Source organism: Vibrio sp. OPT20, from assembly GCF_963889365.1.
Classification (GTDB): Bacteria; Pseudomonadota; Gammaproteobacteria; order Enterobacterales; family Vibrionaceae; genus Vibrio; species Vibrio splendidus.
This window is the reverse complement of the sequence record NZ_CAWPOA010000031.1, coordinates 954877-972469: the sequence shown is the minus strand read 5'-3', so window position 1 is coordinate 972469 and position 17593 is coordinate 954877. Positions and strand designations below refer to the sequence as shown.

The 17593-nt window shown below is 44.2% G+C and carries 16 protein-coding genes and 1 pseudogene; 1 reads left to right on the top strand and 16 read right to left on the bottom strand.

Annotation, left to right across the window (positions count from 1 at the left end; genetic code table 11):
• The 4 genes from thrS to AACR09_RS05540 form a co-directional block, all read right to left on the bottom strand.
• Window positions 1-1362 (bottom strand): threonine--tRNA ligase (gene thrS, locus AACR09_RS05555; protein WP_228010950.1); only part of this gene is annotated, 1362 nt, incomplete at its 3' end.
• A gap of 204 nt (window positions 1363-1566) precedes the next feature.
• Window positions 1567-2421 (bottom strand): hypothetical protein, encoded by an 855-nt coding sequence (locus tag AACR09_RS05550; RefSeq protein ID WP_102291055.1) that lies wholly within the window; start codon window positions 2419-2421, stop codon window positions 1567-1569.
• 484 nt (window positions 2422-2905) lie between these two features.
• Window positions 2906-3484: a hypothetical protein gene (locus AACR09_RS05545; RefSeq protein WP_054542402.1), complete on the bottom strand. Its 579-nt coding sequence runs from the start codon at window positions 3482-3484 to the stop codon at window positions 2906-2908.
• Window positions 3477-6128: a DUF2235 domain-containing protein gene (locus AACR09_RS05540; RefSeq protein ID WP_193836134.1), complete on the bottom strand. Its 2652-nt coding sequence runs from the start codon at window positions 6126-6128 to the stop codon at window positions 3477-3479. Before AACR09_RS05540 ends, AACR09_RS05545 begins: the two co-directional genes overlap by 8 nt.
• A 538-nt stretch (window positions 6129-6666) precedes the next feature.
• On the opposite strand from AACR09_RS05540, the gene AACR09_RS05535 reads away from it, so the two are divergent.
• A complete protein-coding gene (locus tag AACR09_RS05535; RefSeq protein ID WP_193836133.1) occupies window positions 6667-7776 on the top strand; it encodes a hypothetical protein in 1110 nt (369 codons plus the stop codon).
• Here the strand turns inward: AACR09_RS05535 and AACR09_RS05530 are convergent.
• The 12 genes and pseudogenes from AACR09_RS05530 to AACR09_RS05475 all read right to left on the bottom strand — a co-directional run.
• Window positions 7761-8048: a MarR family transcriptional regulator gene (locus AACR09_RS05530; protein ID WP_228010948.1), complete on the bottom strand. Its 288-nt coding sequence runs from the start codon at window positions 8046-8048 to the stop codon at window positions 7761-7763. The two genes, AACR09_RS05535 and AACR09_RS05530, sit on opposite strands and share 16 nt — an antisense overlap.
• A gap of 105 nt (window positions 8049-8153) precedes the next feature.
• Window positions 8154-9356 carry a site-specific integrase gene (locus AACR09_RS05525; protein WP_108195815.1) on the bottom strand — a complete coding sequence of 401 codons (1203 nt, stop codon included), beginning with the start codon at window positions 9354-9356 and terminating at the stop codon, window positions 8154-8156.
• 1 nt (window position 9357) lies between these two features.
• Window positions 9358-10332, bottom strand: a complete 975-nt coding sequence (locus AACR09_RS05520) for a contractile injection system protein, VgrG/Pvc8 family (protein WP_193836132.1) — start codon at window positions 10330-10332, stop codon at window positions 9358-9360.
• Window positions 10332-10535, bottom strand: a complete 204-nt coding sequence (locus AACR09_RS05515) for a hypothetical protein (protein WP_004733484.1) — start codon at window positions 10533-10535, stop codon at window positions 10332-10334. Before AACR09_RS05515 ends, AACR09_RS05520 begins: the two co-directional genes overlap by 1 nt.
• Window positions 10532-10900 (bottom strand): phage tail protein, encoded by a 369-nt coding sequence (locus tag AACR09_RS05510; RefSeq protein WP_004733483.1) that lies wholly within the window; start codon window positions 10898-10900, stop codon window positions 10532-10534. Before AACR09_RS05510 ends, AACR09_RS05515 begins: the two co-directional genes overlap by 4 nt.
• A 2-nt stretch (window positions 10901-10902) precedes the next feature.
• The gene (locus tag AACR09_RS05505) at window positions 10903-13647 is read right to left on the bottom strand and encodes a phage tail tape measure protein (RefSeq protein ID WP_193836131.1); all 2745 of its coding nucleotides are present in this window, start codon (window positions 13645-13647) and stop codon (window positions 10903-10905) included.
• A gap of 112 nt (window positions 13648-13759) precedes the next feature.
• Window positions 13760-14323, bottom strand: coding sequence for a hypothetical protein (locus AACR09_RS05500; RefSeq protein ID WP_017088398.1), 564 nt, complete (start codon window positions 14321-14323; stop codon window positions 13760-13762).
• A gap of 60 nt (window positions 14324-14383) precedes the next feature.
• Window positions 14384-14620, bottom strand: a complete 237-nt coding sequence (locus tag AACR09_RS05495; protein ID WP_108194675.1) for a hypothetical protein — start codon at window positions 14618-14620, stop codon at window positions 14384-14386.
• A 125-nt stretch (window positions 14621-14745) separates the two neighbouring features.
• A complete protein-coding gene (locus AACR09_RS05490) occupies window positions 14746-15234 on the bottom strand; it encodes a phage major tail tube protein (protein ID WP_193836130.1) in 489 nt (162 codons plus the stop codon).
• Entirely contained in the window at window positions 15227-16396 is a 1170-nt protein-coding gene (locus AACR09_RS05485) for a phage tail protein (protein ID WP_076669687.1), read from the bottom strand. Before AACR09_RS05485 ends, AACR09_RS05490 begins: the two co-directional genes overlap by 8 nt.
• 283 nt (window positions 16397-16679) lie before the next feature.
• Window positions 16680-16940: a tail fiber assembly protein gene (locus AACR09_RS05480; RefSeq protein WP_228010946.1), complete on the bottom strand. Its 261-nt coding sequence runs from the start codon at window positions 16938-16940 to the stop codon at window positions 16680-16682.
• A 5-nt stretch (window positions 16941-16945) separates the two neighbouring features.
• Window positions 16946-17593: pseudogene (locus AACR09_RS05475) on the bottom strand (hypothetical protein); the annotation flags it as partial.

The following is a 17593-nucleotide window of genomic DNA, read 5'->3' as shown; positions in this document are numbered from 1 at the left end:
CTCGTATGCAATCTCCATCGCCTCAAGCGCTTGCTTAAGATCGGCCTCTGCACGGTCCCACATTTCGTCTGAACCTACGCGCTGTTCTGGGCGAGTAGATAGCTTAACAACAATGTTTTCGAAACCGAAAGTTGTGTAAGTATCGTAAACCATTTCAATACAAGCTTTAACTTCTTGCTGAACTTGGTCTTCAGTACAGAATACGTGAGCATCATCTTGAGTGAAGCCACGAACACGCATAATGCCGTGAAGTGCGCCAGACGGCTCGTTACGGTGACATGAGCCGAACTCAGCCATACGTAGCGGTAGATCACGGTAAGATTTCAAACCTTGGTTGAAGATTTGAACGTGACCAGGACAGTTCATTGGCTTAATCGCGTATTCACGGTTCTCTGAAGAAGTAGTGAACATCGCTTCAGCGTACTTATCCCAGTGACCAGAACGTTCCCAAAGAACACGGTCCATCATTAATGGGCCTTTAACTTCTTGGTAGTCGTACTCAGTCAGCTTCTGACGAATAAATACTTCTAGCTCACGGAAGATAGTCCAACCATTGTGATGCCAGAACACCATGCCTGGTGCTTCTTGCTGCATGTGGAATAGATCTAAGTGCTTACCGATTTTACGGTGATCACGCTTAGCCGCTTCTTCTAGGCGCACTAGGTGAGCCTTAAGCGCTTTCTTGTCGTGGAATGCAGTGCCGTAGATACGTTGAAGCATCTTGTTGTCACTGTTACCACGCCAGTAAGCACCCGCTACGTTAAGTAGCGTGAAGTGTTGGCAGAAGCCCATATGTGGAACGTGTGGACCACGACACATATCAATGTATTCTTCATGATGGTACAGGCCTGGACGATCGTCTTTAGAAACGTTCTCATCCAAGATTTCGATTTTGTAAGTTTCGCCGCGAGCTTCGAATGCGTCACGCGCTTCCTGCCAGCTAACTTTCTTCTTAACAACCTGGTACTTGGTCTTCGCTAGCTCTTTCATACGCTTTTCAATCTTTTCTAGATCTTCTTGCGTTAGAGAGTGCTCAAGGTCGATATCGTAGTAGAAACCGTTATCGATGGTAGGACCGATCGCCATTTTCGCTTCTGGAAAAAGCTGCTTAATCGCGTGACCTAAAAGGTGAGCACAAGAGTGACGAACGATCTCAAGGCCATCAACTTCATCTTTAGCTGTGATGATTTCTAGGCTTGCATCGTTTTCGATAAGATCACAAGCATCAACACGCTCGCCGTCTACACGACCAGCAATGGTTGCTTTCGCAAGACCAGGACCGATTGATAGGGCAACATCTAGAGTTGATACAGGGTTGTCAAATTGACGCTGACTACCGTCAGGAAGAGTAATAATTGGCATTATTTGTCCTTTACAGTGGTGTTGCACACCAAGCAACACATGAAAATTATTTAATATATTTAATTCAACAAGTTAGGTTACCTGTTGGGGATATATGTAAGATTTGGTACAAATTCAGGTACAAATACAGATGCACCCTCGTTAATACACGTGCATTGTAACGAAATTATACCAAATAACAATAATCCTATAGCATCAACGAAGCTAGTCAGAGGGCTCTAGTCTGTAATTAATAAAATTCATATATTTAGGAAATGCAGCCCTAATAATTGGCTTCCCTTTTGGAGATTTACCGATCACACCAAAAACTAAAAAATGAGAGCCACGGAAGCGTTCTAAGCTCTTCAACTTATAAACGCGCATGACATCTTCTTTCAACTTTTTATCTAGGTATAGGCTTGGTTCAGCATATGAGCCGTAATTGAGCCATAGAGAACCATCCGGCTTTTCAGTGAAATTATTAATTTCCCCCCAAAATAATTTTTGGTTTTGAAAGTCATCCTCTTTAAGAAAAGGAATTTCAACTAGATGATCACGAAGCATTCCATTCAACAGTTCACGTCCAGAATCGGCAGTAATCTGTATACTTTTTCCTTCGCCATATTGGGGATTTTTTGCGAGATAACTGAGGATTTGTCGCAACGAGCGATTGTTGGGGAATCCTTTTTTATTGCCCATAACACTTGGGCGAGATGACACAGTCCATGTATGCTCATCACCATGAAGCTTATCCGCGGGTTGTGATACCTCAACTGAACCATGCTTCGTTTTATCTAGGTTAACATGTATATCCGCATTGCTTTTATCCTGTTCAGCATCAAATTCAGCCCCTTCCATTCCTTCAGCTATCAGTATTGATGTAGCTCTATCACAACCATCTAGATGATGAGCACCAAAACAGGCGACTCTTTCAACATTTTGGTAAGTATATGATTTTATATACCAGGATTTCTTTTTACATTCGATACATATAATTTTCCCATCATATGTATCAGGTGACTCGACATAACGTTCAGTGTCGACACGACTGCCATCTTGCTCAAACTCAACCTGCTGCATAACCCACCAATATTATATGAATTGCACTGAATACAATTCAATAATAACAGGCATTTATAAATTTCAAAGCATCCGACTCACAATAAGCGTTGGACTTTATGCTGTTATGGTCTGCATCTATGGTTTAAGCGTTATTTTTGAGGAAATCTGATTTGTTTAAGTTTGAAGCAGATATGTAGACTCGTCAATTCAAACCGCTTTATGATTATGTTTTGTCGGAGGCCAATATAGTTTGATCTGCAATGTGCCTCTTTCAAGATTCCTATCGCGGTATGAACACTAAAGTTTGTTCATTTTGAGGTGCGTTGCTAGCAATAAGAATGTAGGGATGACAATAAAAATTGTTCAATTTCTGAAACGTTTTTGGACAAAAGCTTGTTAGCGATTCTTCTAAATTAAAAAACCATTAATAATTACAAGTATCTCAAACCACTAAACTTAGAGCACTATCTCGCCAGTGCGTAGCCGTTAAGTATTAGAATCATCATTCAAACGGTACAGGCGAAGATTCACCTTTACCATCAAACAAAACAACCACTTCAGTTGTACTCGATGGGTTCATCACTACCCATCCATTTGGATCCGCATCTTCGCTTGGTGAACAATCCATCCGGTAAGAATAACAGCCAACAGTAAACATAACTTGGATACGCTCTTCATCTACGATGACCTGCATTGAAGCTCGAGTAGGCTGATAGTCTTTATAATAGCTCTGCAAAGTGCGCATTTTCTTCTCAGCTAATTCAGCGTCAATCGGTGCATCAATACGGTAGTAGACCAGTTCATCATCATAACTCCAGCCTTTACGCCATGTCCCTTTGATATGTGCGGGGACGCCCATTTTTCCGATGTCGGCACTTGCTCCAGGATAGCCATTGACGGCTCCATAACCAAAGCCGGTCCAACCACCGCCTGTGGTTTGGATAGCGACATCACGGATCCCATAGAACCCACTAAGGCTTCCCGCATTACCAATGCTCGCCTTTATTAACGGCTGCTCTTCTTGACAACCACTCAAGGCGACCATTGCAATGAGGAGTGTCGTTATTACGTACTTAGGCATTGTCCCAAATTCTCCGCTCTGGTGTTTTTTCTGTTTTTTCATCGGTTGTGATGCTGTTTATAAGAGTTTCCCTGACCGTCTTATACGGGAGGTTAATCACCGTATCATGAGAGCGGTGGATATAGTTGTCAAAGATAAGCGTTGGTTGAAGCGTTGTTTTCCAATCTTCGCTGGTTAGCTCCCCCAATTGCTTGGTTGACATATTAGCCCATAGAGATTGGCAGAGCTCATCGTTCACATAGTCAGGAGTTAGGTTTTCAATATAATCTGGCTCGATCCATTTTACTCCTGCGTTTTGAGCTTGTTGCTTCATGCGCTCAAGGGCTAGCCCTGCTATCGCATTACTCACGGGTTTAAAGTGATAAAAATAGAGCGTGTTGTCTTTTTCTTTTACCTCACCGTAATGGCCAAACCGTTGTCGGCATGTCTTTTTCCATTCGGCATCTTTAACTTGGCGAGTGCGCTCTATCATAGCAACCTTATCTAGACTTCCCCCAGGGTATGCAAAATTAGCGTGCACGATATCAATGGTTTCTGATTTTATTTCGTTACGGTTGTAGGTACTGCTCACCGGAAAGCCCACATAGTCAGGGAGTCCCTCTTTCTCATATTGCTCAATTGAAGGGTAACCGCCTCCCACATCGGTATGGCATCCTGGGAAGTGTTCTTGGTGGAAATTATCGGGTAACCAATTATCACGACTCAGTGAAGTTAATGGAAAGTTTTTCCGATACTCATGTTCGGCAACCAACTGCAAGACCGTGGTGGCCATCGTCGGCTCTAGGCCCAGCTGAAAATTACCTTCATCGTTATTCCCCGCTAAGTAAAACGACCCTACGGTATCAAATAACCCCAAGAACCTTACACTGACGCCTTTCGTATCATCGCGTTCATAACCACCTTCTTCTGAAAACTTTTTGTTGCTTTCATTACCCAATAGATGAGGGTAAACCGTAACATCCGCCTGCTTGCCCGCAACTGGTCGATGGTAATCCGGTAATCCTTGGTACAGTGTATTAACAAAGTGACGAGATAATGCCGCACCTCGGCTAAAACCGATAACATCAAAAACGATATGGGTGATGTCATTATAAGAGCCGGATTGTTCCAATTCATCGATAGTGCGCTGCAACTGACTAAGCAAACTCTGCCATTTGTAAAACGCACCATTTTCACCGTCCACATAGTTGAGTAAGACTTTGCCGCTAATACCCGCAATAGCATCAGCAAAGCCTCCACCAAAGGCCTGCTGTGCACCCACCCCAAGCGCCTGCTCTGGTCCGGTTTCATCTTTTTCGGCATCGATGATGGAGGGGCGCTGACTGTCGTCTTCAATGTCGACGGTGCCCACGCCCGATATGTATATTTTTGCAGATTCACCTTGAATCTGTGGATAAGCCGCAAACAAACGCGCCACATTGCTGCGTGACTTATTTCCACGCTGCTCTTTGTAAGCGTCATTCTTATCGTTGGCCCCCGTCCCATCAAAAAACACGCCGATACGAAAGAGTTTTTCAGGGCGAAGATTGATGACCGGAATACCTTTGGCAACGAGACTGGGACTATTGATGGCGACAATCTCTGTCCCATGTAATAAACGGCCAGGGTGTGGGTAATGGCAATTCAGTGGGGCATGATATCGTTCATTCGGGGTTTCCTTACCTTGTCCTACATCCACAAGTTCTGAAATATTCAACGCAAGTCCTTGCTCATTGAGCCACGCTGGATTCACCGAAGAAAACTCATCTTGTGTCAACTTACGAGGAAGATAGAGTAAGTGCTGGTTGTCCAACACCTGATTATCGACACGCCATTGAATCGGTATCGCACTTTGCCAAGCGGTAGGACGAAGCTCATCGCTAAGTGTGAGTTCATCCGAATAGGTCAGGCAGAACCGACAATTACCATTACCGATGATTTTGTACTCTTGAACGAGCTTGCCTTCACTAAAGTGGTAATAATACCCTTGAGTGGCAAGCCCTAGTCGTTCACCAAACTGTACAGCCGGCATCACTGCGAGGAAGGCTTCATTGAGTGCGTTCGTCCCTTTAGGTTTGGCTGAGACGTCAGGGATTGATAAGGGTACTGCAGAATCTCTCGATGACAATGCAAGCGTCCTTGGCGCATCCTCTTTTATGCTGGCCACCAATTGCGTGCTGTGCTCGTTTTCTTGCTCGCTCCAACGAGAATGCATCGGTGACGTACTCGTTTTAGCTAACGCCACATCCCATCCAACATGTGAACTAAAAGACGACTGAGAGCACGAGAGCTCAAAAGTGTATTCAAGATCCTGTCTTTGGTCTTCTTCTGTATTACTGACGGTGGTTTGGGTGCTTACGAGTTTAGGCTCTTGTTGTACCGGTGGGTAGTACGCACTTTTATAAGAAGAGGCAGGCACGGAGGATGCCGCGTTGACTGCCACCCACCTTTCTGATTTTAATTGAGATTTTAATGCGTTGAGGTAAGCATTCGGGCTTTTTTCCACAAAAGGAGCAAGTATTCGTTGCAACTCATCAGGTAGCGCATCATGAAATTTAGATATTGAACCGCTGTCAATCAAGTAGCTTGTTAGCTCATCGGCAGCGATAGACTGACCACCTTGCTTTTGATGAAACTCTACTACTTTTATATCCGATATACTCATGGCACTTATTCCTATACAAGTCCGACTAATTACTGGCGAATAAATAATCGTATCTTACTGAATAATATGGTGAGTGTGTGCCGTTCTTCCCTGTCATTATGACTGAATTACCAGATAGTCAGTATCAACTAATAAACCTGTTAGAGGAAATCCGTTAAATGATGTGCTAATTGGGTGATTGGTTATTTGCAGAAAGAAGGAATGGGGCAGAATTGCGTTAGCTACATCTAGCCAATCACGTCTTTTCTGCCAAAAAGTGATCAAACTTTAATGTAAATAGCGAACTATTTTGGAGTCCGACATGTTTGAGCTTGGAACATTAGTCACACTTCAACCCTTACACTATTTGCAGCGTTACGCATCACGCTTGATAGCAAAGAGACAAGGGCTAACATTCTTTTTATCAAGGGTGGTGGTGGTCATAGAGCCCGAAAAATTTTTATTTCGCGAGATGTGGCCGCGTAGGCTATTCCATTAAACTTAAAAGAACCTATAGACTTTGATAGGATACAACTTTTAACAGAGTGGCATATGCTGAATGAACGCGATACAAAAAGCGCATCAAAAAATAGACTCACAATGGAAAGCTTTACTACAATCTGACGTTGATACTTGCGAAGCATCATTAGACAAACTTCTTGAGGCCTATCAAGATCTAGGCGAGTACAATCCATCTAATTGGGACTCAAAGAACGTCCGGATGTGGTTTGACAACTGCACTAGTTTATCTAAGCTTCCTTTGACGCAAAAATTGATACCATCTTTAAGATTCAAACTTTCCGTCGAGAAAAGCGAAGGGGCATCATTTATTTTCCAAGAGTTATTGTGGAACAGTGATAAGACCGACCAACGCAACCTAGTCGAAATATTGGACACTCTTGATTCCTTCCCTAAGAATCATTGGTTTCAAATGATCTACTGCAATATTGCCTGCTCATTTGATTGTAATAGAAACGAACTTGACGATTTAGAAAAGCGTTTCTTACTTTCCCTTGCGCATCTACATTCTATAAAACAACCAGATCAAGTGGCTGGCTACTACTTGATGGCAGGAGTCGGTTTGTTCCACAAATATCTACAAAATTTAGATATTGACTCTGCAAAACGCATTAGAGAAAGTTTGGAAAATGACACTATATTTCAAGCCAATAACATTTCTGCCGACTTTATAACCAACTTAAGCTTTGAGCTTTCCCAGGCCCAATCGTTGATGGATTTACAGCGTTCAGTCAAACAAGAAGTATCCATAATCGCTGATAATGCCAATAAAAAAGGGTTTGAACAGTTAATCATATTCACAGCCATAATTACCTTTGTAATCACGGCGGCGGGTTCCATAATATCGAACCCTCTACAGCTTTGGGCATTGGCTGGGTTAGGTGCAACTCTTATAACTTTTGTGCTCTCCGTCCTACTCTTCTTAGACAAACCAAAATTTGGTGAGTTGCTCGTTGATTTCCGATTCTATGTACTAGCAATCTCCACAAGTATAACAATATGGATTGCAACTATCGCAGCAACCGACCAGTTCACAATTGATTGTATAATTAATTGCACTTACTCACTTAAAGTCGACTCCTCATTCTCTGAGCCAAAGCATGAAGAATACTTTCCGCTCCCACCTTTGAGTATTCAAATTAAGAAGTAGCTATACTCTACACCACCATACAATCGGCTACTTTCCCTACGGGATAAGTAGCTTTTTGTAACTAGCCCTTTTAACAGGGTACTCGAAAAGCTAGATGACAAATCACATCGCTCCGAAATTTGTAATGCAGTCACCTCTTCACCAACGTTGATCACCTTAAGAACTCGTAGTTGAGTCTTGCTTAACTTTACCAACCCGACTTGATGAGGAACTTTACGCGCAATGGTTATAAGAGCCTCATTAACTGGCTCGTTTTGGCATAAAAACGACATCTCGTTACACTCCTCCTAGACATAGAATGAAAATCACTTTAACAATTGATTTAAATAACCTTTCTACAAAAACACCCAACCTATAGATGCAGGTCATACGCAGCTTCACCAGCACTTTTTTAACCATTTATGGTAATCAACTAGCGCGTCCCTCTTCTGAAGTTCAACTTGAGAGTGGATGTATATGACGTCTAACTTATCTTTCGCATGGTTCAATAATGATTCAGCAATAAAATAGTCCACACCAATATCTGCCCAAATTGTTCTAGCTAGCTTTCGCAGATCATGAGCCGACCATTTCCCACGGCTTACGGCTCTTACCAATTTGCAGGCTTGAGCTCGATGGAGAGGGCTTTTATCTCTTTTACACAAAGGAAATAAGTTCTTTCCTTTGTAATGGTTATCCAACAGCCACGCCTTATAGGACTTAAGAAACTCAATCATCTCGTCAGTTAATGGATAGATGATCAACCGTTTTGTCTTTGTATTATCCGCCGGGATGAGCCATTGCTTTGTCTCAAAATTAATATGAGACCACTTAGCTAACCGAGTTTCTCCTATCCGAGTTCCGTGGTACAACATCAGCGTACACAACGCCTTAGGTATAGGCTCAACATGCCTAATTGAATTTAAAGTTTCCAAAATATTCATCGGCATTAATTTAGGTGGCTTAGGCCGAATGGACTGGCTAACAAAATCGGTCCATCGCATATCGCTCATCGGGTTTGAAAACAGTTTTTTCATTGAATACGCCGTAGAAAATGCAACTTTAACTAGCTGAAACAAACCTTTGGCATAGCTTAATGAATATCCGCTTTGAAGAAATGGCACCACAAAATAGTCATCAATCACCATTCGTGACAAAGCCGTGACCTCTACACCATCAAACATCGAATATAAATGGGCATTAAACATGCTCCGAATAGCTATCAAACGATTTTTTTCAAGTCGACCAAGCTTTTCTTGTCTCGAAATATGCCACTCCAACACATCCGTCACCAACAGCAGAAAATGGTGGCGCACGAGAGGGGTGTTGTTTTCATTGTTGTCTTTGACTAGTTGAATGGCTTGAGATGCTGACGTTTTGGGAAAGTGGGCAAAGACAACACTACTTTGTTTAGTGTTTTGGTATGAGAATAACCGCCAACTACCTTTTTGACGGTCTTTACCAAAAATGTAATACAGCGAATAACGTACATCTTTGAGCTGCTTAACCCTCGGGTCTCTCGCATATTTTCTAATTTGGGTATCAGAAATCTTACAGCGAACGGTCGCAACATGATGAACACCAGAATTCAACGTAATCATCCTATTCTCCCGTTAAGGTGGCTTTAATACTCATTCGTCTTGGCTGCAGGCCTTGACCTGAAATCGAGACGCTATCTATTGAGCACGTTCCTTGGAATACACCAGGGAAAGAGCTATCCAAAACCAATAGCCCTTCAGCAAACACAGCAGGATTTGGCGGTGCTTCGATACTGAGCTTTCGTCCTTCTCGCTGCATTTTTCTTAGTTCACTAGCGCATGCCTGCTCAGCTTCTTGCTGGCTGTTTCTATCTTTACCAATCGATCTAAATGGTGCCTTCCCTTTTCTGATTTCTTGCCGAGTGCCGTTCTCAGTCGAAAGATAAAATGCTTTCACGCCTGTGACATCCGTTCGGCCATCGAGGTCGATACTCACATTGGTGAAATTAGGCAATTGAGGTTGATTACCACTAGGTTGTGACAAGGTAACGGTTTCAATATGTTTGCCACTTGCGCTTCTTGCTTCTCCCTTGGGAGCAAATATGAAACGGCCATCGATAGGCTTGGCGACGGCATCATATTGTTTGGCTAGTCGATAAAGGAATGACGGTGTACTTTCATCAGTACGATCAATATGCTCGATTTCAATTTTTTGTAATCTCGGATGAACAAAAGCTTGAAAGCCATGAGGGGCAACATTATCCGCCACGATTTGAGCAAGTGTTGTGTTATCCCAGCTCATCGACTTACGCTCTCGATAACCGGTTTCATCTTTAATACTGAATGGGGCGACCGATAGCACTAAGACAACTTCACGCGGATGTAAACTGATTGAACGTTTCGATATTTGAAATTCATCACGTAGCACTTCCCCCAAATACACAGAGTACCTCTCACCTTTCGGGGGAATGCCGTCAATGTCATCAGAATTGATCGTTAAAGAAAGGCTATCCCCCTCAATCCCGTTGCCATCAGATAGGCGCCAGGATTTAAGACGACCCAATAACAGTTCGCTATTTTTACCTACTAGTTTGAACATTAATCCCAAGACCTCGTAACAGATTGAGTGGGTTTCACAGTGGATATTTCAGGAATATGGACATTGGTATCCGCAGTAAAGACATCACCACGGACATGCGGATTAAGGCGATAAAACTCGATCTCTAACTGATCACTGTCTTGGCCTGTTTGTTTAAAAAGTAAATCGGTGATTAATTCCCCTTTACGAGCAAATATTTTCATCCACGAGACTCCAGTAGCTGCAAAGACATATCAGTCACCATGGCTCGACCATCGTGGATAAGCTCACTGCGCCCCTCTTTAATCTGCTTAATCGTCCAACGGCCAAGGTTAAAACCTTGACCATCACTCACTTGTTGAGGCTCATCAATCAAGGCACGAATCGCATCCACTGATTTAGCAGCGCTGTATTGAAGCCATTTTGCTGTGATGTCTATCGTTTCAAGAGGTCTGCCCGTTCGCTCTGAACGCGCATTATCAATGAGGCCGACTTCTGAGTAAGCGCCCGCCGTAGTTCTATCAAACTTCGTTATGGGTGTTTTATCTCCAACCGAAAACACGAACTCTCCGATCACTAAATGATGCATGGTTAACCTCTATCAATAGCAGATACGCTAATGGAATCGTCGATGGTAAGCCCCGTTAAAGATTCATATTGAGACTTCATTTGTTGGTCAATTTGAGCGGTAACCTGAGCCGCAATTTTCTGTTCATCCATGCCTGGTACGGTTTGAATAGCGACGTCGGTTTTAAAGGTGACATTGGGTGTTTGTCGAATAAGAGATTCGGTTTTTTCTTTCTCAACTAACTTTTCAGAGACGGATTCCGAGGCCATGAGCTTGTCGTCGGGCGAATCCAGCTTATCGCCAAACCATCCTCCTAAAAACTCACCACCAAGATCGCCTAATAGCGAACCGGCTAAACCACCTATCACGGTACCGACACCTGGGAAAATCATGGTTCCGATAGTCGCTCCAAGACTGGCACCGCCCATGCTGCCAAGTAACCCACCACCTTCGGCCAATGCAGTCTTGGTATCGCCTTCGGTCACCGCCGTTGCAATGTTGCCGGCACTAATCGCCATATCAAGCGGCCTGAGTAACTTACCTAGCCCTATCTTCCCTGCGCCTTGCGCAATATCTCCAGCTAACCCTATACCGTCTTGAGCCATGGCAATCGAGGGCGTCATGGCCAATGCTCCCCCACCCAATGCCAAAGGTAATGCCGCTTTATTAGAGGTCATCATAGTGCTTGCCATGTTGTAGGCTCGCGCTAATGGGTTTCGTGAACGTAACTTGCGTGGAGGCATTCGACTTTTTGACCGTCTCCCACTAGCACTCAAGCCGCCACCTCGCCCACTACTTCCTCTACCTCCAGATCCCATGCTCATCATGGTTTGATTCAACCGGCTCAATTGCTTAGTTGCAAATGCCGCTGCGCGGCCACTCTGCTGCGTCTCTCGGTTTAAGCCCTTTCGAAACAAACGCCCTTTATCGAGAGTATTACCAAAGATAAGGGAGGCGGCTTTGCCTGCTAACATCGCGCCTTTGAACGCCAATAAGCCAGCAACACCAATTCCAACCGCAGCAGTAACGCCCTGGTTAGCTTCGGCAAAGTCCGCCAATAGGTTGATGCCATCACCTAATGGCTCAAGTACCCAATTGAGCGCGGGTAAAAGAGCGGTACCAATGATCACGCTTAAACGGTTCACCTTGTTGATGAACTGAGAAATACCGTTTTCACTGGTGTTTATTCGCGCCTCATATTCGTCTTGTAATGACTGAATATGAACGTCTTGCCCTTGCTTAGCTAACTTGAGTGTTTTACGAAAGAGATCCGTGTTACCCGCCAGTGAAGCCACAGCCCCTTTAGCTTCTTCACCAAAGATTTGAGTGATTAGCGCACTTTGTTCTTCTAATGGCGCATCTTTTATGGCTTCAAGCACTTGCAGTAACGTACCCGAAGCATCGTTTTGCATTGATGCCGCGAGGTCTACCGAATCGAAACCTACGGTTGATAACGCGGTTTGCTGCGCTTTGGTTGCTGCGCTGCCAAGAGTTAGGCGACCTGAGATATTCTTAAGTGCGGTTGCAGAACGTTCTTCACCCATACCTGCAGACAACATCGACGCCGAAAGCGCCGCGGCTTCATTAGCGGAAAACCCCGCCATTTTGGCAGACGCTCCTTGCCTAGCCATCACGCCTGCAATGTCTTTAGCTTTCGCATTCGAGTTGTTCGATAAATGATTGGCAAGGCCAGCAAGGCCCATCGCACCATTTTGATCTAACCCTAATGCTGCTTTAAATACCGCGAGGGTTTCACCCGCTTGGCCTGCTTCCATATCGAAAGCGACACCCATTTGGGCAGAATCGAGCACGAACTGTTTTAACTCAGCTTTGTCTTTGATGCCGCTTTGCCCACCAGCAGCCAACATGGCGTTGATGTCATTGGCGCTCATCGGTGTTTCAGTGGAGGTTTTTAGCGACCAATTACGCATAGCGTCTGCTTCTTCAGGGGTCATATCGACCACCTTTTTCACATCAGCAAACGAGCTTTCGCTTTTAACTGCCGACCATACCGTGGCCGCTATTGGCGCAGCAGCCATGGCAAGCGACGTCGCTTTACCACCCATCTCACTCAGTTTTGCATCGCGAGTATCAATTCGTGATTGAATTGATTTCATCTCTTTCAAGTGACGATTTTGTTTGGCGATTGCAACTGTGGCCTTTTCTGCCTGAGCTTCGAGCTTTCTTTGCTCATCACTCAAACGGCCAGTATTGATCCTCGATTCTTTTAACGCGGCACCCAACCCTCTGAGTTTGTCGCGCTGCTTATTTTGGCTATCAGTTAGCTGGGTAACCCGTTTGCCTGCCGCTTTATAGGCCGCATTCAACTCATTGGTTTTCACCTTGCCGTGGTGAATCGCATCGTTGAACGAATCTAGCCGTTTTTGCGCTTCGTATAACCGGTTCTTTAAATCAATAGCCCCTTCGCCCGAAGCCTTTTTCATTTGGGAGTTGAGGCTTTTAATCTCCGCTTGTGTCTTACTGTATTCAACCCGAAGGCCTGAAGTTCGCTGTTTGTTGTCTTCCAATTCTTGACTAAGGCGAGTCACCTTTGTTTTGGCATCATCAAGCTGACCTGCCAACTTAGCCGCTCGCTTACTGGCTGACTCAAAACCATTTAGCTGTTTGAGCTTGCCATTAAGTGAGATCACCTCGCCACGCTGGCTTTCAAGTGCGGCAGTTAATCGCTCTGTAGCTGTTGTCGTTGAAGCAATGTCTTCAAGACCATTTACGGTGGTATTAAGAACGAGGTTAATTTTCTCGGACATTATTTCACCCCAAGTTTGGCGAGAATGAGCTCATAACGACGCACCGCGATATCTTGCGGCCATCGCCTTAGCTCAGATTCAGATGTATTTCGGTGCATTGGGATAAGGTCGATTAAGCTCTCAACGTCGTCGGGCGAAAGTACGCCGCCGATTGTTGAAAAAAAGCACCCACCTGCGGTTTTAGCGCCAAATAATCATTGATTGAGAGAAAATCAAGATCGGATGTTTGCAAGCCTGTGATCACCTCAAACATAAAATCTTCGCGCGCTCGCTCTTCAGTTATGTCTGCCAACGCTTCAGAATGCGCTACTTTAGGAATGGCAAACTTCACCTTATTAATATTCTCACCCACTTCATTCTCGAAAGGATGCAGCAAGGTAAGCTCTAACGACTTACCGTTAAGCTGTTCGCCTCGCAGTTCATCTGATGGTTTTAGAATCAAATCACAAATGTCGTCATAAAGCTGATTGAAGTCAGGTACCGATAAGGTTTCGAACTCTTCTTTGGCCACATCACTGCAAGCCATGATCACCGCTTTGCGTTGTTCGAATAGCTGTTTGGCCGTGAGTTCTTGTTCGGCTTCGATATGCGGCAGCTTACGGAACTGCGCAACAGGAATAGTTTTAAGTGCCACGCTTTCACGCGAGAAGAAAGTCAGTTTACTTTGGTTTTTCATGAAATTTTTCCATAAAAAAAGCCACCCGGTTTGGGTGGCTTAGGTTTTGATTAGGTAAAGTTAGTGAGTCTGACAAACCAAACTACTTAGCTTGCGCTCTTGAAAGTCAGCTAACTGCATCATGCCTTGAATTGCGCGATAATCTTCATTACTTCGCTCTTTCCCTTCTAAGGTGATGCTAAGTGTTGATGAAATTGCTTGTAAACTCACAATGACATTTTCGATTGCGTCCCACGCGATATCAATCTCATCGTTTTTCTCTTTTTTATTAACCTTTTCATCGTTCTTAGACGCCATGTTTCATACCTTATATATTCAATTTCTCTGTAACTAATATCTAAGATAAGCGCCTTTCCAGATCGCGCAAGCCCCCTATTTCGACATAAACTTCAATTAAATCGTAACGAACGTTACAAGCGTAATTACCCAATACCAGCAGTTCCCATTAGATCAACACCACCAACAACGGTCTTACCTGTATCCACGTTAATGTCGTGAATGACCGAACCCGTATCAGTGAGTTTGTACGCCTTGCAGGTTCCTTCGATGGTCACGGTTGGCTTTTCGCCCATCTTCACTGCATCTTTTTTGATGTTGGTGATTGGTCCATACATCGAGTACACCTCTTGGTACTTCGTCTGGTCGGTGCCTTTGCCTTTTTCCGTTACGTTCACTTGAGCGTTATCCATAAAGAAGCGACCAAGTGCGTTTTGGATTTTTTGGTGGTCACCTCGTACTTTAAGCGTCCACTTAAGCGGCTCAAAGCCCACTACATCTTCAGACTGGACAAACGAGCCCTCGTTAGACACCGTCTTGGTTTTGATATCAACCGGAGTGAACTCCACTATTTCGTTCATCAGCGGCACAGATTCAACCTGAGCCGAGATCCGCATACGAATACGATCAACCATTAACGACCTCCTCTAACCATGCTTCAATAAGGCCGTTGTCCACACTCATCTCATAAACCATGTGTTCGTTTGGAGCATAGCGGCCATAGTTGACACACAAGTACCAACGCCCAGAGGTATAGTTCTCTAGGTTATTTTTACTTGGATGCAGGAATGCTTTGAATACGGGAATGACACCTTGAGCGACTAAGTTTTGGCCCCAGTTCGTTAGACGGTCAACAACTTGCCCCATAAACTCTTCGGTGAGCTGTTTACCCATCAATGGTTGGCTGGTTTCTTCAAGCTTACGCGCCATCAAATCTTCCAAACCGACATGGGAAAGAAAACGCCCGGTATTAGAGCGGTTGCCGATAATAGACACTCCCCCCATACGTGTGCGAGCAATCGTCACTACACCATGCTTATTCAGGAAATTGGCTTGAGTCGTTTTATCATTAATTTTGTATGAAACATTACGAGCAGTTTCATCACAAAGTACCCCTCGATTTTGCGGACTCTCCCAACCTTCAACCGAGGCCATCGCTGCCACCAAAGCAATAGAAGCAGGCATAAGAGATTGCACACCGTCATAGGTTTTCAAAAACCATGGGTCGATAATCGACAGCTTATCTTGTCCCGTCCCTTCCGATCCAAATTCAGCTGCAAACTCTGCAGCTTCCATATCATTAGTATTAGGACCATCAAGAACCGGACGGCAACGAACATCACGACCAATAAGAGCGAGCTTTTGACCAACGGCTTTCGAGTTAAAACCTGGCGCCGCAATGATGGTTGGCGTTTCTGCGCACGCTTTAACGGTTTCAAGGCCGGAGATCGCTCCTGTAGAACTGTTTACCCCACCGATGATATTCGCCTCAGTGACGGATACGTTCGCATTAGCTTCCACAATCGTGACGTACACAATGCACTTAACGTATTCAAGTAAGTAGCGAACCACATTAGGCAATGTGCCTTGCCTGGTCCCAACGCTATCAAGCGATAACATCGCATGACTGTAATTCCATAAACGCGTTGGCTCGTTATAATTCAAACCAATACTCTTATTTGGCGCGGTACCGGTTAAGTGAACCACCTGTAATGCGAGTGGCCCCATGCTTGGTTGAGGCTCAATGGTGTTAACTTCTACCCCATTGAGCTCAAAATCTTGGATTGGCGTGAGCATTATTTGCCCTCTTGTTCCGTGGATTTAGACGACCCTTCACTTCAATTGCTGGCCCTATTTTTCCGTTTTGGATAAGGAAGGCCGTTTGTTGAGGTAGAAGGTGGATAGTTTTTTCGCTTGGATATACCCAACGACCATTCAGTCGAAACTCTTTGATGATCGGGTATTCCAGTGTTTTCGCTTTGGATTTCTGCACAGAGAAATTGCTCCAATAAAAAAAGCCCTTCACATTGCTGTAAAGGGCTTCATCTAGGTACAAAAAAACCGCCTTATTAGAAGCGGTTTATAAGGTTGGCTTTTCTGGCCAAACTACGTCATTTGGATTGGAAAAGTTTTGGGGTAGGTCGCGTAAGGCCTGACGGTACGCAGCAAACTCTAAGCGCTTCTCTTCTGTAATTGAAAAATCACTCATCTGAGTAAAATCTGTCACTTGAATTAAATCGTCTCGAACTTTACGAATATAAACCCAAGCATCATTGACTATGTCATCTTTTTCTTCAGCTGGTACCGCATCACAGTAAAAAGATTGAACCACCTTTTTCATAATTCTTACCCCTTTATGTAAGTAGACGAGCTAAAAACATCTTTATAAAGACGTTCATCCACTGGATTGATGATTTTAAACATTTGTTCGCTATCCGCAGCGTCATGAAGCCTATACTTTACGTCAAACCAGATCCCACCAGTTGGTGCTCCACCTGACGATTTAGGATTTAAAATCAATGCCACCCACTCTTTATCTTCATGTACAAATTTATTAGTAATAAATGGCTCAAAATCGCCGAATGAATTGTTCATTACACCCGTAAACTGAGCATAGCCTCGGTGAGCCACAAAGTCTCCAAAGCCTGCATGGCCATTGGACGTTACTCCTCCTCTCAAGAGGGAGATGGTGCCTGACATATGCTTTAACGGGGTCAAATTTCCAGTATCATTAGGAAAAAGCAGTATAGCTGCGGATTTTGCACCTTCCTCAGCATCTGTAGCATATGAGCCGCGAGCTCCAGTCGACGGATATTTCCAAGAGATCTTAATACGCTTAAATGTCATGCCATGAATATTCGTGAACTGGCTTTCTATATCTTCAATACCAACTTTTACTCTTTTATCAATCTCCCCCATTTTCCCAGCAACTTCTTGCGACAACGCTTGCGAAGCTGCAGTCTGCTCTGCCGAGGTTTTCTGTAAATCTGTAAT